General features: G+C 63.5%; 22 protein-coding genes and 1 pseudogene. 13 read left to right on the top strand and 10 right to left on the bottom strand.

Annotated features, from left to right (window positions below; genetic code table 11):
- Positions 1-41 precede the first annotated feature (41 nt).
- Positions 42-209 carry a CDGSH iron-sulfur domain-containing protein gene (locus tag MYCSP_RS10600; protein WP_088413748.1) on the top strand — a complete coding sequence of 56 codons (168 nt, stop codon included), beginning with the start codon at positions 42-44 and terminating at the stop codon, positions 207-209.
- Here MYCSP_RS10600 and MYCSP_RS10605 read toward each other — a convergent pair.
- Together MYCSP_RS10605 and MYCSP_RS10610 are read right to left on the bottom strand one after the other, a co-directional pair.
- Complete coding sequence (locus MYCSP_RS10605; protein WP_083016580.1) at positions 206-1,225, bottom strand: iron-containing redox enzyme family protein; 1,020 nt, start codon at positions 1,223-1,225, stop codon at positions 206-208. The two genes, MYCSP_RS10600 and MYCSP_RS10605, sit on opposite strands and share 4 nt — an antisense overlap.
- 53 nt (positions 1,226-1,278) lie before the next feature.
- Positions 1,279-1,740, bottom strand: a complete 462-nt coding sequence (locus MYCSP_RS10610) for a flavin reductase family protein (RefSeq protein WP_083016859.1) — start codon at positions 1,738-1,740, stop codon at positions 1,279-1,281.
- A gap of 203 nt (positions 1,741-1,943) precedes the next feature.
- Here MYCSP_RS10610 and MYCSP_RS23495 point away from each other — a divergent pair.
- Positions 1,944-2,531 (top strand): annotated as a pseudogene (locus MYCSP_RS23495) (Crp/Fnr family transcriptional regulator); the annotation flags it as partial.
- Between the two features lie 66 nt (positions 2,532-2,597).
- Positions 2,598-5,000 carry a phosphoketolase family protein gene (locus MYCSP_RS10615; RefSeq protein WP_167346537.1) on the top strand — a complete coding sequence of 801 codons (2,403 nt, stop codon included), beginning with the start codon at positions 2,598-2,600 and terminating at the stop codon, positions 4,998-5,000.
- Between the two features lie 147 nt (positions 5,001-5,147).
- Here the strand turns inward: MYCSP_RS10615 and MYCSP_RS10620 are convergent, their stop codons facing one another.
- From MYCSP_RS10620 to MYCSP_RS10630, 3 genes are all read right to left on the bottom strand, one after another.
- Complete coding sequence (locus MYCSP_RS10620; protein ID WP_088413750.1) at positions 5,148-6,158, bottom strand: DNA topoisomerase IB; 1,011 nt, start codon at positions 6,156-6,158, stop codon at positions 5,148-5,150.
- A gap of 62 nt (positions 6,159-6,220) precedes the next feature.
- Entirely contained in the window at positions 6,221-6,487 is a 267-nt protein-coding gene (locus tag MYCSP_RS10625) for a YdeI/OmpD-associated family protein (protein WP_083016570.1), read from the bottom strand.
- On the bottom strand, positions 6,484-6,999 hold the full coding sequence (locus tag MYCSP_RS10630; protein WP_088413751.1) for a hypothetical protein: 516 nt from the start codon (positions 6,997-6,999) through the stop codon (positions 6,484-6,486). The genes MYCSP_RS10625 and MYCSP_RS10630 overlap by 4 nt, the downstream gene beginning before the upstream one ends.
- 135 nt (positions 7,000-7,134) lie before the next feature.
- On the opposite strand from MYCSP_RS10630, the gene MYCSP_RS10635 reads away from it, so the two are divergent.
- The 3 genes from MYCSP_RS10635 to MYCSP_RS10645 all read left to right on the top strand — a co-directional run bounded on the left by MYCSP_RS10635 (position 7,135) and on the right by MYCSP_RS10645 (position 10,311).
- Complete coding sequence (locus MYCSP_RS10635) at positions 7,135-8,136, top strand: alpha/beta fold hydrolase (RefSeq protein ID WP_088413752.1); 1,002 nt, start codon at positions 7,135-7,137, stop codon at positions 8,134-8,136.
- A gap of 58 nt (positions 8,137-8,194) precedes the next feature.
- Entirely contained in the window at positions 8,195-9,622 is a 1,428-nt protein-coding gene (locus MYCSP_RS10640) for an Hsp70 family protein (RefSeq protein WP_088413753.1), read from the top strand.
- 71 nt (positions 9,623-9,693) lie between these two features.
- A complete protein-coding gene (locus MYCSP_RS10645; RefSeq protein ID WP_083016853.1) occupies positions 9,694-10,311 on the top strand; it encodes a DUF1345 domain-containing protein in 618 nt (205 codons plus the stop codon).
- Here the strand turns inward: MYCSP_RS10645 and MYCSP_RS10650 are convergent.
- Entirely contained in the window at positions 10,308-11,456 is a 1,149-nt protein-coding gene (locus MYCSP_RS10650) for an acyl-CoA dehydrogenase family protein (RefSeq protein ID WP_083016556.1), read from the bottom strand. The genes MYCSP_RS10645 and MYCSP_RS10650 overlap by 4 nt on opposite strands.
- A gap of 22 nt (positions 11,457-11,478) precedes the next feature.
- Positions 11,479-12,708, bottom strand: a complete 1,230-nt coding sequence (locus MYCSP_RS10655) for an acyl-CoA dehydrogenase family protein (RefSeq protein WP_088413754.1) — start codon at positions 12,706-12,708, stop codon at positions 11,479-11,481.
- 125 nt (positions 12,709-12,833) lie between these two features.
- Here MYCSP_RS10655 and MYCSP_RS10660 point away from each other — a divergent pair, with 125 nt between their 5' ends.
- The 4 genes from MYCSP_RS10660 (at position 12,834) to MYCSP_RS10675 (ending at position 15,219) form a co-directional block, all read left to right on the top strand.
- The gene (locus tag MYCSP_RS10660; RefSeq protein WP_088413755.1) at positions 12,834-13,460 is read left to right on the top strand and encodes a TetR/AcrR family transcriptional regulator; all 627 of its coding nucleotides are present in this window, start codon (positions 12,834-12,836) and stop codon (positions 13,458-13,460) included.
- A 195-nt stretch (positions 13,461-13,655) separates the two neighbouring features.
- Positions 13,656-13,931, top strand: coding sequence for a hypothetical protein (locus MYCSP_RS10665; RefSeq protein WP_083016842.1), 276 nt, complete (start codon positions 13,656-13,658; stop codon positions 13,929-13,931).
- Positions 13,932-13,979: 48 nt separating this feature from the next.
- Positions 13,980-14,822, top strand: coding sequence for an aminoglycoside 6-adenylyltransferase (locus MYCSP_RS10670; protein ID WP_235629541.1), 843 nt, complete (start codon positions 13,980-13,982; stop codon positions 14,820-14,822).
- Between the two features lie 31 nt (positions 14,823-14,853).
- A complete protein-coding gene (locus tag MYCSP_RS10675) occupies positions 14,854-15,219 on the top strand; it encodes an RNA-binding S4 domain-containing protein (protein ID WP_088415571.1) in 366 nt (121 codons plus the stop codon).
- 4 nt (positions 15,220-15,223) lie between these two features.
- On the opposite strand, the gene MYCSP_RS10680 is transcribed toward MYCSP_RS10675, so the two are convergent.
- Positions 15,224-16,840 (bottom strand): diflavin oxidoreductase, encoded by a 1,617-nt coding sequence (locus tag MYCSP_RS10680; RefSeq protein ID WP_088413756.1) that lies wholly within the window; start codon positions 16,838-16,840, stop codon positions 15,224-15,226.
- A gap of 133 nt (positions 16,841-16,973) precedes the next feature.
- Between MYCSP_RS10680 and MYCSP_RS10685 the strand changes: the two genes are divergently transcribed.
- Positions 16,974-17,750 (top strand): hypothetical protein, encoded by a 777-nt coding sequence (locus MYCSP_RS10685; protein ID WP_070912595.1) that lies wholly within the window; start codon positions 16,974-16,976, stop codon positions 17,748-17,750.
- Here the strand turns inward: MYCSP_RS10685 and MYCSP_RS10690 are convergent.
- Complete coding sequence (locus tag MYCSP_RS10690) at positions 17,720-18,268, bottom strand: DUF1802 family protein (protein WP_088413757.1); 549 nt, start codon at positions 18,266-18,268, stop codon at positions 17,720-17,722. The genes MYCSP_RS10685 and MYCSP_RS10690 overlap by 31 nt on opposite strands.
- Positions 18,269-18,277: 9 nt before the next feature.
- A complete protein-coding gene (locus tag MYCSP_RS10695) occupies positions 18,278-19,165 on the bottom strand; it encodes a universal stress protein (protein WP_088415572.1) in 888 nt (295 codons plus the stop codon).
- Between the two features lie 286 nt (positions 19,166-19,451).
- On the opposite strand from MYCSP_RS10695, the gene MYCSP_RS10700 reads away from it, so the two are divergent.
- Positions 19,452-19,784: a hemophore-related protein gene (locus MYCSP_RS10700; protein ID WP_070912593.1), complete on the top strand. Its 333-nt coding sequence runs from the start codon at positions 19,452-19,454 to the stop codon at positions 19,782-19,784.
- A 287-nt stretch (positions 19,785-20,071) separates the two neighbouring features.
- Positions 20,072-25,498, top strand: a complete 5,427-nt coding sequence (locus MYCSP_RS10710) for a glutamate synthase-related protein (RefSeq protein ID WP_088413759.1) — start codon at positions 20,072-20,074, stop codon at positions 25,496-25,498.
- Positions 25,499-25,500 lie beyond the last annotated feature (2 nt).

Genomic DNA, 25,500 nt, shown 5'->3' on the forward strand with positions numbered 1-25,500 from the left:
ATCGTGACCGCCGCGCAATCCGGATCGTTCCCTCAGGTCCGATGATGATCGAGGGCCCAGTGGAGATCCGGCTTCTCCGCGGCGAGACGGTTACCTCGGACCGATTCCAGGTGGCTATTTGTATGTGTCACAAGAGTTCTTGTTATCCATTGTGCGACACAAGCCATCGTGGAAACAGGCGAACGAAGAAGCGGTGCAAGAAGCGCTAATTCAGAGCACGGCTCAACGATGTCCGTCCCAGCGCCCAACTACTCATCAGATGGTCTGCCAGGCGGTGCTCCATCAGCCGGAAGACGCGCATACCGAACACGATCTGACCGCTCACGCCGGGATCTGTCTCCACCAGACCGGTCACCACGTCGGATCGAACGACCTCCTCGTGTACCGCATCGGCTTCGACATGCTCCTGGTAGAAGTCGATGCACTCCGACGGAGCGGACAGCCGCTGCAGCCCGCGGACCATCTGCCGTGAACCAGGAGGCGAGGTGATCTCCGTCGCCGCGAAATGTCCGACGGCCGCCCCGCGTAGCGCACGGTGCAAACCGAACAGAGACATGACATTGACCGCCGCCAGGGATTCGGCGGCGGCGCGATCGAGATAGCCGAGATACGCGGGGTTCATACCGGCGGCTTCAAGTAGGTCGGCAAACAGCTGCTGGTGCAACCTATTTCCGTGGCCCCCGCCGAATTCATCGAACTCGATGGCCATAAACGAGGCCTTGACCTGACCACAGAGGCGGGGAATCACCCATGCCTGCGGATCGGCCTCCTTCAAGTGGTAGAGCGAGCGGTGAGCGAAGTATTCCTGCATCTGTTCCCATGACGCGTGGTCCGACAGATATGCGGACAGATTCGAATCGTCCTCTCGTCCCCAGATCAGAGCATCCAGTTCGGCTGCGATCCCATACTCGTGTGAATCCTGACCGGCATCATGCTCGAGTCTGGTCAGCATGTCCTGCTCCATGAGTCGCCGTAGGCGCAGCAGACCGGCATCCCACTCCCACTGGGCGTCCACGCCTGCGAAGCCCCGATAGTGCAGCTCGTAACAGACGTACAACGCAAGCTGTAGATCGAGCCCATACGGGTCGGCCGCAGCCAATAGATCTTCGATATCGTCGGCATGGCTCGCGGGCGGCTGTTCGGCGAGCAAGTCGATTACCACTGTCGATAGCGGCCCCCGCGGCTGTGGGAGCCGAGGTTCGACGGCCGTCAGCATCCGGTTCATGGCTAGCGTGTACCCAGCCACCGCGGCCGCCAAACGGGTCGTACCCCGGGCCCCTACGCCTCGTGGCCTGGACTAAGCCCGGTGGCGTCCCGGGACGTGACATAGCTGGGCAGCTCCGCGGGTCTGCTCACAGCGGTCGGTGCCAGCACGTGGCCGACGTGATCGCCGAGTTCGACTCGCGTCAGTATCTCGCCCACAAACCACGCCGACGAACGGTCCAGGATCGGAACCCCCTGGGGGCCAATATGCCAGGAACACGCGTCGAACTTGTCGACGTCGTCGCCGGTGAGCTCGCCAAAGAGGTGCACAAGCTCGGTCTCGGTCTGCGGAATCACATGAACGGCCAGGTGCCTAGCCCCGCGTGAAACCCGCCAGGTGTGGTTCCGCGTGGAGAGGCCGGCCAGAAAGAGCGGCGGGTCAATACTGACCTGACCGGCGAACCCAACGAGACAGCCCGAAGGGCCGTCAGTTCCGTGCAGTGTGACCACGTACATCGGATGGTCCAGCTGACCCATGAGCTCGGCAAAGTCAGTCTGCGGATCCGATTGCCGTGAGGCTGCGTTCACCACTGCGCTCTCCCATCTGTCCCCTTCATACCCAGTTTGGCCGTACCTAGAACGGGTAGGCAGGCGTTATATCACTGTCCACACGAGACGGAGAGACTGTGCTGAACGCGGTAAGGGAGACGCCGGTATTCCGGGGTATGGATACTTCGACGATGTCGGCTGTCGCACACCGCCTGACTCGTGAGCATTTTCGGCAAGGCGAGGTGATCTTCAGCCCGGGGGACGCGGGTGACTGCATTTATCTGGTCGTCGAAGGCAAGGTCTCGCTCAGCCGGCGTTCTCGCGACGGCGTGGGCTGCCTTGCAACATTGGCGGGGCCTGCCGAGATGTTCGGCGAACTGTCGACGTTTGACTCGGAACCACGATCGTCGGAGGCCCGGGCGCTCACCCCGGTGGTCGCAATGACTCTGAATCGCCAAACCATTCACTGGTGGATCGCTCAGGAAAGTGAGGCCGCTCAGCAGCTGCTCAGGGTGTTGGCGCGTCAAATGCGTAAGGCCACCCGCAAGGTAGCGGACGTCCCTTACTCAGATGTCGCGGCACGCGTGGCGGCGCAGTTACTCGACCTGGCGCAACGATTTGGAACTCAGGATGGAGATTCGGTGTCCGTGGAGCATGGTTTGTCGCAACATCAGCTTGCCGAACTTGTGGGGACATCGCGCGAATCGATCTGCCACGTCTTGCACGAGCTTGAAAAGCGGGGATTCATACGGGTTCGGGGCGGGGCGATCACCATCTACGACTGCGAGGCCACTCCACAATCACGTCGCGACGGGAGCAATCTCGTGAGTACTTCCGCACTGCCGGTGAATGATTCAGACTCCGTTCGCTACTCGCGCCCTCTTTCCGTTGACGAAGTCCGGCGAATCGATACGTACTGGCGCGCGGCGAACTACCTATCGGTGGGCCAAATCTATCTGCTGGACAATCCACTCTTGCGTGAACCTTTGGCGGCCAGCCATATCAAGCCGCGCCTGCTGGGCCACTGGGGTACTACGCCGGGTATCAACATCGTCTACGCGCACCTCAATCGCATCATCCGCCAAAGGGATACCGATATCATGCTGGTGACCGGTCCGGGCCACGGAGGCCCCGGTGTAGTAGCCAATGGTTACCTTGAGGGCAGTTACAGCCGTTTCTATGCCCACATCGGCGACGACCTGGACGGCCTTCGGAAGCTGTTCCGGCAGTTTTCCTTTCCCGGTGGTATCCCCAGCCACGCGGCTCCGGAGACTCCAGGGTCGATTCACGAGGGCGGTGAGCTCGGATACGCCCTGGCGCATGCCTATGGTGCGGCTCTGGACAACCCGGACTTAGTGGTTGCCTGTGTCATCGGTGACGGCGAGGCCGAGACGGGCCCGCTGGCCGCCAGTTGGCATTCGAACAAATTCCTGAACCCGGCCACCGACGGAGCAGTGTTGCCCATCCTGCATCTGAACGGGTACAAAATCGCGAACCCAACGGTGTTGGCAAGAATCCCAGAAGATGATCTATGTGCGCTTCTGACCGGATATGGTCACGAGCCCCGTGTAGTTGCCGGAGACGACCCCGCGGATGTACACCAGCAGTTGGCCGCCGCTTGTGATTGGGCTTTCGACCGCATCGCGCACATTCAGCTGGAGGCGCGACAAGCACGAGTGACACAGCTTCCCCGCTGGCCGCTGATCGTCTTGCGCACACCCAAGGGGTGGACCGGACCGAAAATGGTGGAAGGACTGCCCGTGGAGGGGACATGGCGTTCCCACCAGGTGCCCCTTGCTGAATGCCGATCCGACCCTGCCCAGCTGAGGCAGTTGGCGAACTGGCTGGAGAGCTACCGTCCGGACGAACTGTTCGATGACCGCGGCGCGCTGCGCCCGGAGATCGCGGGACAGGCTCCCCGTATGGAGAAAACGATTGGTAGTAACCCGAATGCCAATGGCGGCCTATTGGTTCGCGAGCTCGACCTACCCGACATCGATCGCTACGCCGTCCCGATAGGGCCCCCTGGTACTGCGAGCGCCGAGGCCACAAAGGTACTCGGCTCCTACCTTCGCGATGTCATTGATCTCAACCCGCAAAACTTCCGTCTGATGGGCCCTGATGAAACGGCGTCCAACCGACTGTCAACGGTCTACGAACGCACCGACAAGGTGTGGCTGGAAGACACGGAACCGACCGACGAACACTTGGCACCCGAGGGCAGGGTCATGGAGGTGCTCTCCGAGCACCTGTGCCAAGGCTGGCTTGAGGGATACCTTCTCACGGGGCGCCACGGCCTCTTCAACTGCTATGAAGCCTTTGCACACATTGTCGATTCGATGCTCAACCAACACGCCAAATGGTTGTCGAGCAGCAGCCAGATCCCCTGGCGTCAGCCCATCCCCTCGCTGAACTACCTCTTGACGTCCCACGTGTGGCGCCAAGATCACAATGGCGCGTCACACCAGGACCCGGGGTTCATCGACCATGTCGCGAACAAGAGGCCAGAGGTGGTTCGCGTTTACCTGCCACCCGATGCCAATACCCTCCTGGCCGTCACCGACCATTGCCTGCGCAGTCGCCACTGTGTCAACGTTGTTGTCGCAGGCAAACAACCGGCATTGACCTACCTGAACATGGACGCTGCGCGAGCCCATTGTGCACGAGGGCTGGGCATTTGGGACTGGGCCAGTAATTCGTCGAACGAACCCGACGTCGTGCTCGCCTGTGCCGGAGATGTCCCGACGTTGGAAACGCTGGCGGCAGCCGACATCCTGCGCCGTCGGCTGCCAGAACTCGCAGTCCGGGTAATCAACGTCGTGGACATCATGCGTCTACAGCCGGCCTCGGAACATCCACATGGCATGTCGCACAGTGACTTCGACGCACTCTTTACGCCAAACAAGCCGATCATCTTCGCCTATCACGGCTATCCGTGGCTGATCCATCGCCTCGCCTACCGACACACGAATCACGACCGCATGCACGTGCGCGGCTTCAAGGACAAGGGCACCACTACCACGCCGTTCGACATGGTGATGCTCAACGACCTAGACCGCTTTCACCTCGTCATGGATGTGATTGACCGGGTAGAGGGGCTGGGAAGCCGTGCGACAAGCCTGCGCCAGGAAATGGCCGACGACCGCATAGCGGCATGCCGGTACACCCGAGAACACGGCCGTGATGATCCCGTTATCGCAGACTGGGTGTGGGAACACGAACTGGGCTCCCTCGCCGCCGGCCGTTGAGCGCATATTTCTAGCTCGGGCAGGAGTTGATGAACCGTCTGGCGGGAAGTAAAGGCCTGTCTTGGTGAGATTGTGGTGCGAATCCGTCGAGTCGACATGACGGCCTGTCGCCCGTTTCTGGATGGTGATTCCCCGCCCCCGGTCGTTCTATTTTCCGGCACGTTGGATGAGTTGATAGGTGGCCTTGTCCAGAATGGCTGCGGCGGTATCGGAATCCTTGTGTCCCGCGCGTCGCACCGCCGATGCGATGGTCCGTCCTCGCCGATAACTGTGTACAACTCGTGGGTCGACGTAGGAATCGCGGGCCACCGTAGCGGTATTGCCCAAGGCCGCACCGACCCGTTTCATGACCTCGGACCTAGCCCGCGCCATCTGTCTTCGCTCCATGGCGGGCGCCACCTCTGAAAACTCGACGGCCGCCAGCACCGTCGCATGCCATGTGCGCAAATCCTTGACGCTGAACTCTTCTCCCACCAGCTCCCTGAAACGATCGTTGAGATCAGCGGAATGGACCTCGGTGAGTCCAGAACCGTTGCGGTACTGCAAGAGTCGATGCGATCCGTCGTTAATGCGAAGCAGGGCCTTGATGGTACGTGCTGCCTTTGCGTCGGTGACCTCAAAATACTGCCGAACACCACTTTTAGCGGGGTAGTCGAAAACTGCGGACTCGCCGCGCACCAGGACATGTTTCGGGAGCAGCGTGGCCACCCCGTAGGAGTCGTTCTCATCCGCGTATTCATCACCGCCGGAACGGAAGTGGCCGTGGTCCAACAGTCGCAGACCAAGCGCGAGAACTCGTTGCCGCGTGGCGCCTCGCATGTCTAGGTCTTCATCTAGTCTCGCGCGTAGCGCAGGTAAACGCCGCGAAAGGTCCAGCACCCGGTCGAATTTTTCTTCCGCACGATCGTTCTGCCATGCCTCGTGATAGATGTACTGGCGCCGGCCCGCGGAGTCCCTGCCGACCGCCTGAATGTGGCCGTTGGCATGCGGACTGATCCAGACCTGCTTCCAGGCCGGCGGGATCACAAGTGAATTGACACGGCCTAGCGCCTTCTCATCGGATAGCAGCTCGCCGTCCGCGGTGTAGTACGCGAATCCTTTGCCACACCGCCGACGGGATATGCCGGGCCCATCGGACACACTCCGGCGTAAACGCATGGCACCTCCCAACCGCTTGGGTCAGGGCATTACCCGCTGGGTGGCAGGTCTACACGCGGCGATTACTTGCCGGTGCGTTCGCGATGCTTGCATCCAGGCCAGCAGCACGGCCGGCGTTTGCCTTCCTCCAGCTCTTCTTGAGTTCGCCGGATGCGGCGCTCCCGGGTGGTCTCCTGCTTGGCGTCCTCGACCCAACAGATGAACTCATTGCGGCCCAGGGGCGTGATGTCCTGCCACAGGGCTAGCGCTGTCGGGTTCTCGATCAGCGCCGCGCGCAGGTCGGTGGGTAGCTTGTGCACCACCCCACCCGCGACTCTCGGTCCGCTCACTGGGCAGGGGCGGCAGGCGCGGGCCCCGTCGGCTCATATCCGGGAGGCGGTGGGCCGTTCAGCGAGTGGTATCCGGGAGGCAGCGGGGGCCCGGAGGGCTCGGGCGCCGCGTACGGGTCCCTGATTCGGCCGGGGTTTGAGGACTCGGGGGCGTTCATGGAGATGTATCCGGGCGGCAGCTGGGGCGCGGGCCCCGCGCCGGCCGGGCGTTCGGCGACACCCTCGGGCGTGTCGAGTGGACCGTCGTGAGCCTGATGCCAGAGGTCGCGGATGGTTCCCATCGGGCCGCCGGACCCGGAGCCGTAGGTCTGGTTCGTGATCTCGGGCACCGAAGGCTGCGCGGGCGGGGGCGGTGGAGGGCCCACGGGCTCGGTACCAGGTGCGGCAGCCTGCGGAGTCGATGGTCCGGGTGGGGGCCCGGGCGCGACGGGATCGGCTCCGGAGGGAGCGGACAGGGATAGTGCGGCACCGGCGACGATCACGCCAGCGACGAACAGCTTGGCTGCGTCCATCGGGTCATCGTCGCATAGACGATCAACTGTCGCTGGTCGATGCGCCTTCGTGCGCCACCCTGGCACTGTAGAGTCCCACGCCGTCCTCACCCAGTACTCGGCGTCGACAGGCCTCTCACAGAATCGATTCCCGACATGATCAGCAGACGTGGATTTTCCAAGGTTGCATTTGCCGCGGCTGTCGGTGCGACCGCTCTCGGAGCGTGCTCGAACGGTGCGAGCATCGACACGACCCGGCCGCGCACACAGTTTCCGCCACTCAAACAGATCGATGCTGGGCTACTGAGCGTCGGATATGTCGACGAGGGGCCGCCCGACGGGCCGCCGGTGATCCTGCTGCACGGCTGGCCGTATGACATCCACAGCTATCTGGATGTGGTCCCGCTGTTGACCGCCAAGGGATTTCGGGTGCTGGTGCCGTATCTGCGGGGTTACGGCAGCACCCGATTCAGGTCCAGCGACACCTATCGCAACGGACAGCAGGCCGCGCTGGCCACCGATGTCATCGACTTCATGGACGCCCTGAAGATTCCGTCGGCCACCCTCGGCGGATTCGACTGGGGTGCCCGTAACGCAGACATTGTCGCGGCCCTCTGGCCCGAGCGGGTCAAGGCACTGGTCGCGGTCAGCGGCTACATCGTCGTGAACCTGGAGGCCAACCAGCAGCCACTGCCACCGCAGGCAGAACTGGGTTGGTGGTACCAGTACTACTTCTCCACCGAGCGAGGTCTGCGCGGCTACCGCCAAAACACCCATGACTTCAACAAGCTCATCTGGCATAACGCCTCGCCGACCTGGAGCTTCGACGACGCCACCTATGACCGTTCTGCCAGCGCGTTCGATAACCCCGACCATGTCGACATCGTGATTCACAACTACCGGTGGAGGCTCGGGCTGGCCAGGGGTGAGGCGCGTTACGACGCCGTCGAGGCCAAGCTGGCGACCAAGCCCACCATCGGCGTACCAACCATCACGATCGGTAGCGATTTCGACGGACCGGCCAAGGACGGATCCGCCTACAGAAAAATGTTCACCGGCAAGTACTCCCATCGGACACTCGACGGGATCGGACACAACGTCCCGCAGGAGGCGCCCAGGGAATTCGCCACCGCGATCATCGAGGTGAACGCCCTCTAGGCCGGTTGTCCCGAATCGCCCGCCTAGAATCGCAACGGAACAGGCGAACAGGTAGGGAATGAACTCACTCGGAATGTCGATCGGGGCTACACAACTGGTTGCCACCGACGGCAACCCGGACGGTGTTCCCGTCGTGCGAAGCTCGTTGCTCACGCTGCATGAGGACCGTCCCTCGGAGGTCGGCATCCCCAAGGAGCCGGGCCTGGGTCTAGCCGGATTCGTCGACCGCGTCGGGGACCCGGTGGGCATCGTCGGTGCAGACGGATCGACCCATAGCGCCGATTGGGTCATGGCCGAAGCCATTCGGGTCATGATCGCGGATGCGGCGGTGGTCGCGAACGTCGACACTCCCCCGGCGCTGGCGGCCGCCGTACCCGCGCATTGGGGCGAGCACTCTATTGCCGCGCTGCGTGCCGCCATCGACAAGGTGCCCGCGTTGGCGCCCGGCGGGCAACCGATGAAGCTGGTCCCCGATGCACGCGCCGTGCTGGTGAGCATGCGGGATCGTGTTCCCGATCATGGCGTGATCGTGGTGTGCGACTTCGGCGGAACCGGTACCAGCATCACGCTGGCCGACGCCACAGGCAATTTCGAGCCGATCGGTCAGACCGTTCGCCATCGCGATTTCTCCGGACAGCGGATCGACCAAGAGCTCTTGGCGCAGGTCCTCGCCGGTCTCAACCAGGATCCGGACGGCACGGCATCCCTGGGTGCATTGACGCGCCTGCGTGATCGGTGTCGCGCGGCCAAGGAGCATCTGTCCACCGATACCGTCACCGTGGTCCCGGTCGAGTTGCCCGGCGTCACCGCCGATGTGCGACTGACGCGCAGCGAGTTGGAAGATGGCATCCGGGAGCCGCTTTCTGCATTGATCGTCAAGGTTCAGGAAACCTTGGAACACAACAACATTGCCCCCGCAGCTGTGAGTGCCGTTCTCACCGTTGGCGGCGGATCGGGTATTCCCCTTGTCACCCAACAGCTTTCCGAGCGCTTGCGATGCCCGATCGTCGTTGCCCCCCAGCCCCAGCTTGCCGCGGCGTTCGGGGCCGCCATCATGGCGGGCCAGCCGAACGAAAAACTCGCGGTCGATGCGACAACCCGCTCTCCCGAGGCAACCATGATGCGGCCGGTGCCCGCGGGTGAGCAGACCGCCAAGAGCCCGGCGTCGGCGCCCATCGACACCGTCGAGTCGGGTCTAGCCTGGTCCGAGGCCGATACATCCCCGGAACTGCAGGAATATCAGGACTATTCGACGCCGGCGACTGACGCGCGACCGGAGATGACCTTCAGCACGGCTCCGGGCAACTATCGTGACACCGAGCCGATGCGCTGGTTCCAGCGGCCGGTCCTCTGGTTTCTTGCCGCGGCGGTCTTCTCGGCGGCGGTGTTCACCGCCCTGTTCATCGCGTGGCAGGACCGCGACGACGACCCGCCGTCACCGAGCACACGGTCGTCCACGACGGCGACGAGCACGCCAAATCCTTAGCGAGGCGCAATAGCCGCGCCATCGGCGTGGATGCTGTTGGATGTCGGGATGGTGTTCATCAAGGCGCGTTCGTGACCGGCGCCAGGCGATTCTGGATCGCGCTCGTAGCGGGGATGTCGGTCGGTGCACTGACGGGGGTGCTGCTACAGCGCTGGCAGGTGGCGCTGCTCGCGGTCGTCATCACGACCGCGGCGATCAACGTCGTGTGGTCGCTAATTGTGTTGTGGCCCATGGACCCCGATCAAACGCGTGCTCGTGCGAGCAGCGAGGACATGGACGACGAGCTGGGTGATCTGGCGATGCTGCTGATTCTGGTGGCCAGCCTGTCGGCAATCGGCATACTCCTCATCTCTGCCAATGACGAGGACAAGGGCGCCTATGCGGGGCTGTGCATCGGCGCCATCCTGACGGTATGGGCGATGCTGCACACGATCTACGCCGCCCGCTATGCACGCATCTACTATCAGGGCGCCCCCAGCGGTATCGACTTCAATACCGAAGTTCCCCCGCGCTATGTCGACTTCTACTACTTCTCGTTCAACCTCGGCATGACGTATCAGGTGTCCGATACCGCCGTCACCGCATCGCACATCCGTGACGTGGTGCTGAAACACTGCCTCTTCAGCTACATCTACGGCACCGTGATCATCGCGTGCACGATCAACCTGGTGATCAATCTCGTGGGCTAGACCTTGCTGCCACGTGCACGGTGATAGCGCGCCGTGTGGAAGTCGCGGTTACCGAACTCGGACTCAATCACGGTGAGGCGCTTGAAGTAATGCCCGATCGCCAGCTCCTCGGTCATGCCCATACCGCCGTGTAGCTGAACGGCCTCCTGCCCCACCAGGCGGGCGGCGCGTGCGATCGTCGCCTTGGCGGCCGACACCGCGCGGGTGCGGCGTGGGCCACCGAGATTGAGCGATGCCAGGTAGGAAGCGGCTACGGCCTGCTCCACCTCGATGTGCATGTTCACCATGCGATGCTGCAGTGCCTGGAAATTGGAGATCGCGACGCCGAATTGCTGACGTTGTTTGGTGTATTCGACCGTGTCGGCGAGTACCTTGCGCAGCATCCCCACCGCCTCGCACACGGTGGCGGCGGTGGCTTCGTCGAGCGCGGCGTCGATCATCGGCCATGCCTCGCCGATCTCGGAGATTCGTGCCGAATCCGGCAGGCGCAACCCGGATATCACCAGGTCACTGGCATGGTGGTCGTCGATTGTCCGATAGTGGTGTGCGGTGATCCCCGCCGGCGGATCGGCAGGATCCCACGGGATGGCGAACAGTGTGAGGCCCGCGACATCGGCGTCGTCGCCGGAGGTTCGCGCGGTGACGATCAGGTGGGTGGCGATCGGCGCATCGCTCACGACGATCTTCTCGCCGTCGAGCAGCCAGTCCTGACCTTCGCGCCGGGCGCTGGTCCGCACCGAATGAAATGACTGGCCGGAGGTGGGTTCGAGAGCGGCAAATCCGGTGACCACGTCACCGCCGGCAACACCACCGATGAGCTCGGCGGCCAGCTCGCTGCTCGATCGGCGTAGCAGCCCGCCGCCGAGAACCACGGTGCCGATGAACGGCTCCACGACGAGATGCCGTCCGAGTGCCTCGGCGATGACGAGCACCTCTTCGGCGCCCCCACCCAGACCATCCCGGTCTTCGGGCAATGGCGCGGCGAGGATGCCCAGCTCCTCGGCGAAGGACTTCCAGACCTGCGGCTGCCAGCCGGTCTCCGAACGCGCGGCGCGCCTGCTGGTGTCCAGGGCATATCGGTTGGACAGAAAGTCCGATACGGAGTTCTTCAGGAGTTGTTGTTCGTCGGTGAGGTTGAAATCCATGATGGTGTTCGCTCTTTGTCTGTCAGAGGCCCAGTTGGGCCTTGGCGAGGATGTTGCGCTGAATCTCGTTGGAGCCGGCATAGATCGAGCCAGCCCGATCGTTGAAATAGTGCAGCGGTGCCACCGCCTGCCACAGCTCGCCGCTGTGATAGCCGTCAACGGGTGGGGTGTATTCGATTACCGGGCCACCCGGCTTTGTGACATGGGGTTGATACACCCGACCGCGTGGGCCCGCTGCCTCCAGCGTGAGCGTGGTCAAGGCTTGCGACAGCTCGGTGCCGAGAATCTTGAGCATCGAAGAGGCTGTGCCCGGATTGCCGCCACCGGCCACGACCGCCAGCACCCGATGTTCCAGGACCTCCAGCACATCGACGCGAATCGCAAGATCGGCGAGCTTGGCACAGAACACGGGATCGTCGGCCAGGGTTCCGTGCTCGGTGGGCAGTGCCCGGGCGGCGGCACCGAGTTGATCGAGACCCACCTGCAGCATGGGCGCCACGGCTCCACCTCCGCGTTCGAACTCGAGGAGGTACTTGGCGACGGTCCAGCCCTCGTCGACCTCGCCGAGGACATTTGCCCTGGGCACGCGCACGTTGTCGAAGAACACGACATTCTGCACCTCCTCACCCGAACTCATCACCAACGGCTTGACCTCGATGCCCGGAGAGGTGAAGTCGATGAGGAGGAAGGTGATGCCGAGCTGCTTCTTGGGGCCCTTGGTGGTGCGGACAAGGGCGAACATCCAATTGGCCTCGCGCGCATGGGTGGTCCAGATCTTGGACCCGTTCAGGACGAAGTCATCGCCGTCGGCTACCGCCGACATCTGCAACGACGCCAGATCCGAGCCGGATTCCGGCTCGCTGTATCCCTGGCAGAAGAACACCTCGCCCGTCAAGATGCGGGGCAGGAAGAAGTCCTTTTGCTCCTGCGTGCCGAACTTGACGATGGCGTGTGCGACCATCCGAATTCCCATGGGCGACAAGGCTGGTGCCCCGGCAAGCATCGATTCGACCGCGAAGATGTAATGCTGTGCGACGCTCCAGGGTTGACCGCCATGCTCGACCGGCCAAGCCGGTGCGGCCCATCCCTTCGCATGCAAGACCGCCTGCCACTGCATGCTCGCCTCGTGGTCGCTGTACACGCTCGTTTGCAGACGTCCGGCGGCCCGCAGGTCATCGGTGAGGTTCTCGTCGAGGAACTCCCGCACTTCCGCGCGAAATTGTTCTTCCTCCGCCGAAAAGGCCAGGTCCATGTGCACTCCGTCGTATCGAGTCTGCTGAGGGGGAAGCGATGATTGCGATTAATCTGGATGCAAGCGCATTCAGATTAATCGCCGTCCTGTTCGCAGGCAATACCGGCTCCTGTAAGACTGGGCGGATGTCGTCTCCAGCCGGCCGGTCGTACAGCGGCCTCCCCGCCGACGAGCGCCTCGCGCGGCGTCGGCAGCGACTACTTGAGGTGGGTCTTGACATCCTCGGTGCCCCGGATGGGCCCGGCGACCTCACCCTTCGCGCCGTCTGTCAGCGTTCCGGGCTGGCGCAGCGGTACTTCTACGAAAGTTTTGCCGACAAGGACGAATTCGCGGTCGCCATCTTCGACTGGGCGATCGAAGGTCTGGCGGCGACCATCGAAGCGGAGGTCGCCGCCGCCCCACCACGCCTGCAGGTGCGGGCGGGGATCACCAGCGTGGTTCGGGCCGTCAACGCCGACCGCCGCATCGGGCAGCTGCTGTACAGCCCCAGTCAGGTCAATCCGGTATTGGTGCGCAAGCGATTCGAAGCAACGGCGATGTTCGTCTCATTGTTCGCCCAGCATCTGCACGACTGGTTTCGCCGCGACGATCAGGGCAATCTGCCCGCGCTCGCGCACTTCGTGGTGGGCGGTGTCGGGCAGGCTGTCTCGGCATGGCTGCATGGTGATGTCGTGGTCGGTGAGGACGAGCTCATCGAGCAGCTGGTGGACATGCTGCTGGCCCACGGGCCGGCGGGGTCCGCGCAGCGCTGAGTCTCGATGCTGCCGGGCCCGCCAATACCCCCTGGTAGTATCCTGAGAATTAACTGAAATGCTTATTTGAACTTGCTGAGTCCTCTCATGTCGATCTAGACATGTTGATTCAGCATGAGATATGCATACATCGCTATTAATAAATAGTATCTGGGTCTACTTCGCTGGAGAGGTGCTGAAATGCAAGGTGCGGGCATGAGACTGTTTATCGGAGCGGGTGCGGCGCTCGTCCTCGGTGTGGCCGCCGCGATCGGGTCGCCGGTCGCTCAGGCTGCGCCGGAGCCGCCGCCGGTGTGTTACGCCAATCAGCCCAGTGTCGGTTCCATGGAGTTCGATCCCTGTCTTGCCCCGGGCGATATCGAGTACCAACAGGGCGCTCATCAGCCCACCTACGAAGGTGCCAACCCGTTGACACCGCCGGGCGTCAACCCATTCGTGCCCGACGGCACCAACAAGAACAACGCCGACTAGCGAGGGCGCAAACGCGCGGGAAACTCCGGCCCGACACGCAGAAATCTCTTGAGAACTCCCCGCGTCACCACCAAGGATGTGGATGTGAATTACGGTGAGGTACTTGAGAAGTTGGTCGCATGGGCAGCCGAAACAGATGTGGTCCGGGCGGTCATCGTCACCGGGTCCGGTGCCGACGGGGATGCCCATCCCCTGTCGGACCGGGACATCGAGCTCTACGCATCGGATCCCGATGACCTGGCGGACGATGATTCCTGGTGGTCGGCGCTGGGCGAAGTCCTGGTGGTCGAGCGTCTGGAAGACGAGGACTCCGGATATGCGACTCGGCTGATCTACTACGCGGGCGGCAAGCTCGACTTCACCCTGATTCCCCACGAGGACTTATCCACGGTTACACACGACAAGCCGTTTCAGGTGCTGCTCGACAAAGACGGTGACGCACCCGACCCGGGTTCGATGAGTACGCCGGACGGTGAGCTCCCCGACGAAGAGGAGTTCCAGGAATGCGTGCATTGGGGCTACGCCGCGGCGCTGATGTGTGCGAAAGCGGTGGTGCGCGATGAACTCTGGTCGGCCAAGCTGCGCGACCAAGACCTCAAGGACGAGCTGTTGAGGATCATCGAGTGGGATCACCGTGTTCGGTACGGCACCGCCCACGACACCCGGTACCTGGGCACGAGGATGAACAGCTGGATGGACGCCGACATTCGCGATGAACTGCAGGACTGTTGGAGCCGTTTCGACAGCGACGACACCGTCAACGCGTTGCGACGCACGGTGGATCTGTTCGCGCGGCTAGCCACGCGCACCGGAGCCGCGCTGGAGTTCGAGTCCTTTTCCCATACACGGCTGCACCGGGAGATCGCGGAAATCCTCGCGCTCCGCGCCTAAGAGGTCGCGCGGGCGCTGCATGATGGATGCCATGGATTCGTCTCGTGTCGATCGCTGGCTGTGGGCGGTCCGGCTGACCAAGACCCGGCCAGATGCCGCTGCGGCATGTCGGGGCGGGCATGTGCGGATCAACGATCGACCGGCGAAGCCCTCGACGACGGTGGCCCCCGGCGACGAGGTTCGTGCACGGGTTGGTGACACGACGCGCATCGTGAAGGTGGTGCGGGTGATCCAGAAACGAGTCGGCGCCGCCGACGCGGTGACCTGCTACCTGGACCGAACACCTGTCCGGCCCGCTGTTCCGCCGGTGCTGGTGGCGGTGCGCGATCGCGGAGCGGGCCGGCCGACGAAACGGGACCGTCGAATGCTGGACAAGTGGCGCGCGAGCCGGGACTGAGCCTCTAGTAGACGTCGCGCACGTACCGGTGATTCTTGATGAGGTCATTGACGTACGCATGCGCGCCCGCGGCGTCCAGTCCGCCGCAGCGGGCAACGATCTCATGCAACGTGGCATCGACATCCTTGGCCATGTGGTCGGCGTCGCCGCACACATACAGATACGCGCCGTCCTGCAGCCATGAGTACAGCTCTGCCGCGCTCTCCAACATGCGGTGCTGTACATACTGTTTGGGCTCACCGGCCACCCCGTCGCGGGAGAACGCAAGGTCCAGGCGAGTCAACGTGCCGGAGTCGACGAATTCCTGAAGTTCATCGCCGTAGAGGAAGCTGGTGGCGCGACGCCGGTCTCCGAAGAACAACCAAGAGCGCCCCGAGGCACCCGCGGCATGTCGCTCTTGGAGGAACCCCCGGAACGGCGCGATTCCCGTCCCCGGTCCGATCATGATGATCGGCACGTCGGCCGCGGGCAGTCGGAAGGTGTGGTTGGGCCGCAGGTGTACCCGCAATGCTTGCCCGCGATCGGCGAGAAATGTCGATGCCACACCGCCGTAGGTTCGATCGCTGTCGGCGTATCGGATCGTGGCTACGGTCAGGTGGACGTGGTCCGGGTGGACAACCGGACTCGACGCGATGGAGTAATCGCGGAACTGAAGCGGTCGTAGGTTGTCGACCAACTCGTCAACCGTCAACGCGCCCAACCTGACCAGGTCAAGCACATCCTTGCCGTACAACCATGAGCCCGGTACCGGTGTCACATCGCCGCCGAGCGCGGCGACTGCGTCCGCATCGTCGGTTCGGGTGGCCACCAGTGTGCGAAGGGTCCGCGAGGGGGTGCGGATCTCCAGGTGATCGGAGAGCAGCTCGCCGAGCGGCTCATCGTGGCCGCTCACTCGCTGCTGAGCTCCGGCGCCCAGCTCGGTGAGGATGGCTTCGACGAGGGCAGGGTCATTGGTGGCGTGCACAGCGATCGAATCGCCTGCCTCATAGGCGATTCCGGATCCAGTGAGGTCCACCTCGTAGTGACGCACCTCTTTGTCGGATTCAGCCGTGGTGAGTAACCGATTGACGACCAGCCGGGCCTCGACGGTTTCGTTGCGCTCGCGCTTGGGCTGCGCGGGCGCCTCGGCCACGACGGGTGCTGCCGCGGCACCGATGTGGCCGGCGGCGAGCCGCTTCACCAGGTCGGTGGTCCACTCCTTCGACTGCTGCAGATACGGCCCGTCGATATCCACGCGTTCGGTCAGCCGGGTCGCGCCCAGCGCACCCAATCGCTCATCGAGCAGCAGGCCCGCATTGCAAAAGAACTCATAACTGCTGTCGCCGAGCGCGAGCACCGAGAAGCTCAGATGGTCGAGCCGATCGGCGGTCTCGGCGCTGATCGCTTCCCAGAACAGCAGCGCATTGTCGGGGAATTCGCCGTCACCGAACGTCGACACCACCGCGACGAAGTGCGATGCCGATTGCAGATCCGCGATGTCGACTTGGTTGAGCTCGATTGCCTCCGACTTGATGCCGGTGGCCTCTTCCAGTGCCTCGGAGAACGACATCGCGGCGTCCTCGGCGTTGCCCATATCGGTGCCATAGCCGACGATCAACGAAAAATCCGGCTGGGCGGTCACAGCACTCCCTCACTCGTGCGCGAGGCTGGTCCCAGCGCAGGGTAAGGGCGACCTTACTTTGAAGAAGGCTGCCATGGGGTCCTCCCCCTCTCTTCCCTGCATGGAGGGCTCATCAAACCGTTAGCATCCGAGCGTGACCTGGCTGAATACCTGGTGGCGCTACGACGTGGTGGATGGATACAAGGGTCCCCTGCTACTGGGGTTTGTCGCGTTCGTGGTGACCTTCGTGGTGACTCGCACGATTACTCGGCTCATTCGCGACGGACGGGGCCCCTTTCACAACATTTCCGGCGGTGGAGTCCACATTCACCATTCGGTGCCGGGTGTGGTGCTGTTGATCGTCGGCGGTTTCACGGCGTTGGGTTCTCCGCCGTTGTCGGTGTGGACCTACGTGGCGGGCCTGCTCGTGGGGGTCGGAGCCTCGTTGGTGCTCGACGAGTTCGCGATGATCTTCCACCTGGAGGACGTCTACTGGTCCAACGAGGGACAGCTATCGGTCGACATGGTCACGCTGGCCACCGCATGCATCGGCTTGGCCGCGGTCGGTGTGTCACCGGTGAACGTGGACGGTCTGGCCGGCGTCATAGCGATCGCCCGCGGCGTCGCAGTGATGCTGCTGTTGGTCCACCTTGCGTTGGTGGCAATCACCGCGTTGAAGGGTAAGTACCCGACCGCGATGATCGGGATCTTCCTGGCACCACTTGCCTGGGTGGCGGCCTTTCGCCTCGCGCGGCCAACATCGCCATGGGCGCGCTGGCGCTATTCAGCGGCAAAGCTCACCCGGGCGCGGCAGCGGGCGTTGGCATTCGATCACCGGTGGGGTCCGGTGCGCCAACGTTGGCTCGACGCCATCGGCGGAACACCGACACCTGAACTCCCTCACGCGCCGACGGACTCGCGGACCAGTTGAGCGACCTCGGTCAGTGCGGACTCCGTGCGCACCGGCGCTGCCCATTGTGGTTCGACCTCCAGCTGCACCCAGCTGGAGCAACCGCGATGTTCATCGCCACGGCGAATTCGTGCCGGGGTGACCAACGGGTACGCACGCACCACCAATGCCGTCAGGCGGTGTTTGGGCCGAAAGTCCAAGCGGTCTTCGCGAATTGATTTGGCTGTCCAGATGTGCAGCCCGGCAATGGCTTCGAGCGCCTCGGGCCGGTAGACCTCGATCGCGGCGACGACTTCAGCCCCGGCGCGCACCACGACTTCTGCTTCGGTGCTATCGGCGGCTGCCCGTTCCATTAGGTCTCGATGCTCTGGCCGCACCCGCTCGGCATGGCCGTGTACGGCCGTCGGAAAGAGGAGGAAGCGTGAATCGGTGAGCGCGAAACGCTTCTCGTGAATTCCGCCCTTCCGCAGCAGGACCGTCTGCCTGCCGTCGAGCAGGGCATGCACGACCGCGCTCCATTCCTTCAGCGCGGTCGTCACATCGTCAGACTACGGCCGGGGGACCACCATCACTGGGCACGTGGCTTTGTGTATCAGCGCATGACTGGTGGATCCCAGGAAGAAGCCCGCGATATCACCGCGCCCGCGGCTGCCCGTGACGATCAACTGCGCGCCGGCTGCCTTGTGAAGCAGGACGTCGGCGGGATGCCCGACCGCGACCACGCGCTGAACTGGCACCTCTGGATACTTCTCCTGCCACCCGGACAGACGTTCGGTAAGAATCTGCTCCTGGCGCTGCTCCTCTCGGGCCGAATCCATCGCGCTCCAGGCCGTGTAGGCGTACACGTACCCCGGCGGAATGTTGTTCCACACATGAACCGCCACCAACTCGGTCTCTAGGGTCGCGGCCTCCTCGAACGCCCACTCGATAGCGCTGTCGCTGGAATCGGAGTCGGCGACTCCCACCACCACGGGACCGTCGGGCGCTCCCGTCGATTCCCTGACCACGACAACGGGACTGTTCCCCTTGGCCGTCAACGACACCGACACCGAGCCGGCCATCATCCCGGTGAACCCACCAAGTCCGCTGGAGCCGAGCACCGTCATGAGGGCATTCCGGGATAGTTCGACGAGGATTGCCACCGGCTTACCGGCGGCCTTGACGGTGGACACCTCGACATTCGGGTACAGGGCATAGACGTGATCCTTGGCCTGGCTGAGAAACTCGGCCCCGTCGGTCTCGAAGTGCTGGTAGAAGCTGGCCGCGGCTCCGAGGTTGTATCCCTGCACGAAGCCGCTCAGGTCTACGGCGTGAACCAACGTCAGTGGCAGGTTCCGGCGCTGGGCTTCGGCGCCCGCCCATGTCAGAGCATGTAGCGCGGACGTCGACCCGTCGATACCGACGAGAATGTGGGGGTTTGGTGTCGTGGTGGTCATGGCTCCTCCGGTCAGGTAGGGCGATTGCTCCATCTCCAACGCTATTAACCCTCCGTCGTGGCTCCCATGGCCCAAAAACCCTACTGTCAGTGACTTTCGGCCATACCAAAGTGCGCTGCGTCACGTGGTGGGGTGGTCATTCGTGTTGGCAGAGCCCCCATTTGGAGCCGTAGGTCCGATAGATAGCAGGCCTAAGGACTCTTGAGATCCTGCTAGCGTTGTCGGTAACGGAATCCCGCCGATCGTCGATATGGACGTCGGGGGAACTGGCGGAAGGTAGACGAATATGGCTTTGACGGCGAAGTTGATTGTTGGTTCTGGCGCGGTGGCGTTATCCCTTGTTGCCGGTGGTGGAATCGCCTCCGCCGACCCGGATGTAACCGCCATCGTCAACACCACGTGCACCTATCCGCAGATCATGGCGGCACTGAACGAGCAGTCTCCCGCGGCGGCGCAGCAGGTCAATGCGAACCCGATCGCCGGTGCATGGCTGCAGCAGTTCGTGGCTTCACCGAAGCCGAAGCGCCAGCAGATGGTCAACGAGGTCAGGGGCATGCCCGCCGTTCAGGAGTACACCGTGCTGATCAACCAGGTCGCCAGCTCCTGCAGTAACTACTGATCGGCGATTTCCTCGGCGCTGCCCCATAATGGTGAGGGGCGGTCGGTCCACTGATGCGTCGGCTCGCTTGCTGTACTCGATGCTCGGTGTGACGTATATCCCGCCGACTATCCGACAATATCGACTTAGGCTAGGCTTGGTTTAACTGATCCCTGGAGGCCGGATTTCCGGCTCCTCTCGGGTCGAGACCACGCGGAACGCTGGTCGGGGCGGGTTCGCTCAACGGACGAGAGACCCAACGTCACACGCTGGATACGCCGTGCGCGGCGCTGGGTGAGGAGAATCGTCTGAACGGGCTCTATGACCAAGACCAGGAGAAAAGTAGCTGCGGCGTCGGTTTCCTGACCCGCAAGGACGGCATCCAGACTCACGATGTCGTGCGCAAGCTCCACGAGGCGTTGTGTGCGGTGCCACACCGCGGCGGAATGTCGTCCGAGGGCGTCGGCGACGGCGCCGGTGTGAATCTCGATCTGTCGTTGCGCTTCTTCTCCGAGCTGACGGGGGTCTGCGACCTCCGCCACGGGCAGTTCGGTGTGGGAAACTTCTTCCTGCCCAACGACCCGGCGTCGCATGCCGAGGCCGAGCAAGTCATCGAGCAGGCACTGCTGGCACAGGGATTCACGATCCTGCTCAGCCGCGATGTGCCGGTGAACAACGACGCGATCCGTCCTGCGGCCATCAAGTACCAGCTGCCGATCCGGCAATGGGTCTTTCGTTCCGACTCCGAACGCAAGACTCATGAGGCGCTGATGGCGATCGAGGCCGTCGCCTATACCCGCCCGGAACTGCTTGGGCTCTACCCGCTTTCGCTCAGTACGCGTACCCAGGTCCTCAAGGGTCGGCTCAACTCCAATGAGGTGGTGCCTTACTTCAGCGACCTGTCCGATCCCCGTATGGAAGTGCACTCGATGTTCTTCCATACGCGGTTTTCGACGAACACCGCACCGAATGCGACCATGGCGCAGCCGTTCCGGCTCATGGCACACAACGGCGAGCTGAACACGGACAAGAAGAATCGCTTGTCCGAGAATGCGATCGCGCGGGCACGCAATCGGGCGATCATCCGCCCGGTCGGGCAGTCGGACAGCTGTCGGCTGGACCAGACCCTGCAGAGCCGGGTGCTGGAGGATGACCTCGACCTCGTCACCGCCGTCGTCGCGATGATGCCGCCCGCATGGGAGAACGACACCACGCTGTCGCCGGGCGTGACCGCCATGCTCGAATTCTTCAGCCTCTACGAAGAGAAGAACGACGGTCCGGCCGCGCTGATCTTCGGTGACGGCAACATCATCGGCGCGCGCCTGGACCGGCTTGGTCTACGGCCGCTGCGCACCGTCGAGACCGTCGACTACCTGGGTGTGATGTCCGAGGCTGGGCAGATCTACTTCGACCCCGACACCGTGCTGAAGCGGGGCCGCATCGAGGCCGGCGGAATGCTCTACTACGACCACGCCGAGGCTCGCTCGTACGGCACCGTCGAGGCGCTGGAAATGCTTGCCGCGCGCCATGATTACCCGGCCATGCTGGCGCAGGCCCGGGTGAACATCGCGGACCTGCCCTATGTGCCGCCCGCCGGGCAGGGTTCACCTGCCCGGTATGACGGTGACCTTGACCGCCATCAGCGGTACGTGGCCTACTCACTCAACCAGGAGAGCTTCAAGTTCCTGATGGATCCGATGCTGGCCACCGGCCAGGAGAAGATCTCCGCCATGGGGTACGGCGCAGCCATCAACGCGTTGTCCAATCAGGAAGGCGGTGTTGCGAAGTACTTCTCGCAGAGATTCGCCCAGGTGACCAACCCACCCCTGGACAGCATCCGCGAGGCAGATGGCATGACCCTGCGCGTGGCGCTCGGTGCCAAACCCAACAGCGGTGCACAGCACGCACCGCAGATCGTGGTGCCCTCCCCCATTCTCACACATCTCGACATGCTCAAGATCCGTGAGCAGGACCGTACGCCGGTACGGCGCTTCGGGATGCGCTACCGCGTCGATCTCACCGATCCCGTGTCGAACGCCGACCGCATCGTGCGGGCGATCGACGAACTGTGTGATGCCGTAGAGGAATTCGCGCGAGAGACCGGTGGAATCGCGGTGATCTCCGATCGCCATGTCTCCAGTGACCGGGCCGCGATGCCCCTCATCATCGTCATCTCCGCCATCAATCAGCGCCTGATCGAGGAAGGTCTGCGCCTGCGTGTCTCGCTGATCGCCGAGAGCGGTCAGCTGTGCTCCTCGCATCACGTGGCCTCGGTGCTGGGATTCGGGGCGTCCGCGGTGTATCCACTCGCGGTGCAGATGCGGGCTGAAGAGAAGTACGGTCCCGACGTAGACGACGCGGTCAAGGCATTCAAGCATTTCGCCAAGGCCGCCGAGAAGTCGCTGATGAAGACGATGGGCAGGGTCGGACTGTGCACCGTCGAGAGTTACATTGGCGGTGAGTTCTTTGAGCCCAACTACCTAGACACCTCAGATCCTGTGTTGCGCAAGTACTTCCCCAATGTGGTGTCGCCGGTTGCCGGTGTCGGATTCTCAACACTGGCGGCTGCGGTGGCCGACTGGCATGCGCGGGCACTCGCGGTTACCGGTGAAAAGGACGTCCCGCTACTCGGCCTCTTCAAGGAGCGGGCCGAAGGCGCGGGCCACTCGTACGGCACCACCGCGGTGCGCGGCTTCGTGGACATGACCGAGGAAGCGATCTCGTTCGGGGATGAGGCGCGGCCCGAGAACCCGGACATGGCCGATCCGACGTACCTGCGGCTGCTTCCCTTGCATCAGCTCGAGGGTGCCTTCGGGCTCGATGATGAGGCCTACCGCAACAACAGCTTCGACGCGCTGCCCGCTCGGGCCGTCGACAGCTTCGACATCACCCCCGGATATCGGAGTTTTGTCCGTGCGATGAACACCGAGCGCACCCGTCGCCCGGCGGCCCTGCGCGACGTACTGGCACTGCCCGCAGATGTGAACTTCGTACGCACAGCCAACGAGTTCCGCAGGGAAATGGGCCAGTTCGCGCGGTTCGGGAACAACGACTTCCAAGTGCGCGGGCTGTCCTGCCGAGAGGCGGACGGCGAGTTCGAACTGCGGCTCTCACACTCCCCCGAGCGGCTGGCGGCACTGGCGGCCTCGCTGCGTGTGCGCTTCGGCGGTGACATCACCAACCAGGAGATCGTCGGCGATGCGCTGCGGCTGACGGCCACTGGTCAGGCGGCGAGCTATCTGGCGAAGATCAGAACGGCGCCGGAATCGGTTCCGCTGTCCTCGGTGCAACCGGCGAGCGAGATCACGCCCGCACTGACCTCCGGCGCCATGAGCCACGGTGCGCTGGTGGCCCCGGCGCATGAGGCTGTCGCACACGGAACCAACTTGGTTGGTGGACTGTCGAACTGTGGTGAGGGCGGCGAGCACATCAGCCGTTACGGCACCATCCGTGGCTCCCGCATCAAGCAGTTCGCGTCCGGCCGCTTCGGGGTCTGGGCGGGCTACCTCGCCGATCCGATGCTCCAGGAGCTGGAGATCAAGATCGGGCAGGGCGCCAAACCCGGCGAAGGCGGGCAGCTTCCGGCGCCCAAGGTGACCGTGCAGATCGCGGCCGCACGCGGTGGCACCCCGGGCGTCGAACTCGTTTCTCCCCCGCCACATCACGACACGTACTCGATCGAAGACCTCGCGCAGCTGATCCACGACTGCAAGGCGGCTCGTGTCCGCGTGATCGTGAAACTGGTTTCCTCCGAGGGCATCGGAACGATCGCGGTAGGGGTCGCCAAGGCCGGCGCCGATGTCATCAACGTCGCCGGGAACACCGGCGGCACGGGCGCGGCGGCGGTGACCAGCCTGAAGTATGCGGGCCGATCGGCGGAAATCGGTGTCGCGGAGGTGCATCAGGCACTCTGCGCCAACGGTATTCGGCAGAAGGTGGTGCTGCGTTGCTCGGGTGCGCACCAGACCGCCAGCGATGTCATCAAGTCGGCGCTGCTGGGGGCCGACAGTTTCGAGTTCGGGACCACCGCGCTGATGATGCTCAAGTGCGTGATGGCCAAGAACTGCAATATCAAGTGTCCCGCCGGGCTGACGACCAACGCCGAGGTGTTCGAGGGTGACCCGCGTGCACTCGCCCAGTACCTGCTCAACATCGCGCACGAGGTGCGAGAAATTCTCGCGACGCTCGGGCTGCGATCACTGCGCGACGCGCGCGGGCGCAGCGACCTGCTGCACCTGCTTGATCACCCCTCCAGCATCGGCACCCTTGACCTGCGTCGAATGCTCGCGGTGGCAGAGGAATTCGTTGTCGAAAACCCCGTGTACATGGAGAAGGACTACTCCGTGGACGATACGTTCGTCGCACAGTTCGACGGAGGTGGGGCCGAGATGCTTCCCGTGGCCCTGACCAACCAAAACAAGAGCGTGGGCGGACAACTCGCGATCGATATCGAGCGAATGCTCAACTATCAGGACGTCAGCGGACCGGCGGTTGCCACCGACGAACGCGGTCGGCGCTACCTGCTGCCGGAGAGCGTCACCATCACCACCACCGGTTCGGCGGGCCAGAGCTACGGCGTCTTCTGTAACGACGGCATGGTGCTCACGCACACGGGCACCTGCAACGACGGTGTCGGCAAGAGTGCGTGCGGTGGCACGATCACCGTGCGCTCCCCCGGCGGCGGTTCCGGTGAACCCGGTGGCAACGTCCTCATCGGGAACTTCGCGCTCTTCGGCGCCTCGGGCGGGCGGCTGTTCGTGGAAGGCCAGGCCGGGGACCGATTCGCGGTTCGGAACTCGGGTGCCACCGCGGTGGTCGAGGGAGCCGGTGAGTTTCTGTGTGAGTACATGACCAACGGCGCGGTGCTCAACATCGGCGACTTCGGCAAGGGCGTCGCCAACGGCATGAGCGGTGGCTTCCTGTACCAGTACGACCCGCGGGGCCAGTTGCCGTCCAAGGTGAGTCACGATTCGGTGCTGGTCTTGCCTGTCACCGACGCCCCATTCCACGAGGCTGCCGCGCGTATCCTGCTGCAGTGGCATGTGACGGCCACGGGATCGGCCAGAGGCCAAGCGCTGCTTGATAATTGGCAGAACACCAGAAACCATCTGGTCTATACGATGTCGCGGGCACTGCTGCAGTACCAGGATTCCGACGCCATTCTGCAGGGCAAGACCCGCAAGGAGCTGCTGGACGAACTCACCGCGGCCCTGGCCGGTTACCAGGTGCACAAGTTCAAATTGTCCTATCGCGACCAGCGCGATGTCCTCGGCGGATCTGTCCCAGCATACGGCGACACCGATACCGAGGGCATGTACGCGCTGCTGAACACCTACACGGTGCTGAACATGGCTCAACAACTGGCGCTGTCCAGGAGGCCGAACGTCACCGACGTGACCGATCCGCGGATCGGCAAGGCGGTACGCAACCTGGTGCTGACCGAGGACTTCTTCCTGATCCAGAAGTTGCAGAAGTACGCGCGGGAGGCGATCGACGGGTACAGCGACGAAGACCTGGCCGTGCTCATCGCGGACAAGCGGCTCACCGACTACAAGGACGCGCTGAGCCAGCGCAACGTTCTCTCGATGGACAGCCCCGGCACCTACGGCTGGATTCTGCACCAGAGCGCCAAGAACATCGACAAGATCGGTCGGCTGCCTTCCTTCGAGGAGCTGTTCGCGCACCAAGCGCTGCCGGTTGTCGCCCTTTCCGGACCGTCCCTCCAGACCACGTGAAG

Source organism: Mycobacteroides saopaulense, from assembly GCF_001456355.1.
Taxonomy (GTDB): Bacteria; Actinomycetota; Actinomycetes; order Mycobacteriales; family Mycobacteriaceae; genus Mycobacterium; species Mycobacterium saopaulense.

Coding starts and splice junctions, on each gene's coding strand:
- MYCSP_RS10630 (WP_088413751.1), bottom strand. CDS start 6,999: ATGGACGCAGCCAAGCTGTTCGTCGCTGGCGTGATCGTCGCCGGTGCC.
- MYCSP_RS10655 (WP_088413754.1), bottom strand. CDS start 12,708: ATGGACCTGGCCTTTTCGGCGGAGGAAGAACAATTTCGCGCGGAAGTG.
- MYCSP_RS10635 (WP_088413752.1), top strand. CDS start 7,135: ATGATCAGCAGACGTGGATTTTCCAAGGTTGCATTTGCCGCGGCTGTC.
- MYCSP_RS10695 (WP_088415572.1), bottom strand. CDS start 19,165: ATGACCACCACGACACCAAACCCCCACATTCTCGTCGGTATCGACGGG.
- MYCSP_RS10660 (WP_088413755.1), top strand. CDS start 12,834: ATGTCGTCTCCAGCCGGCCGGTCGTACAGCGGCCTCCCCGCCGACGAG.
- MYCSP_RS10700 (WP_070912593.1), top strand. CDS start 19,452: ATGGCTTTGACGGCGAAGTTGATTGTTGGTTCTGGCGCGGTGGCGTTA.
- MYCSP_RS10650 (WP_083016556.1), bottom strand. CDS start 11,456: ATGGATTTCAACCTCACCGACGAACAACAACTCCTGAAGAACTCCGTA.
- MYCSP_RS10600 (WP_088413748.1), top strand. CDS start 42: ATGATGATCGAGGGCCCAGTGGAGATCCGGCTTCTCCGCGGCGAGACG.
- MYCSP_RS10665 (WP_083016842.1), top strand. CDS start 13,656: ATGAGACTGTTTATCGGAGCGGGTGCGGCGCTCGTCCTCGGTGTGGCC.
- MYCSP_RS10610 (WP_083016859.1), bottom strand. CDS start 1,740: ATGGGTCAGCTGGACCATCCGATGTACGTGGTCACACTGCACGGAACT.
- MYCSP_RS10605 (WP_083016580.1), bottom strand. CDS start 1,225: ATGAACCGGATGCTGACGGCCGTCGAACCTCGGCTCCCACAGCCGCGG.
- MYCSP_RS10640 (WP_088413753.1), top strand. CDS start 8,195: ATGAACTCACTCGGAATGTCGATCGGGGCTACACAACTGGTTGCCACC.
- MYCSP_RS10675 (WP_088415571.1), top strand. CDS start 14,854: ATGGATTCGTCTCGTGTCGATCGCTGGCTGTGGGCGGTCCGGCTGACC.
- MYCSP_RS10620 (WP_088413750.1), bottom strand. CDS start 6,158: ATGCGTTTACGCCGGAGTGTGTCCGATGGGCCCGGCATATCCCGTCGG.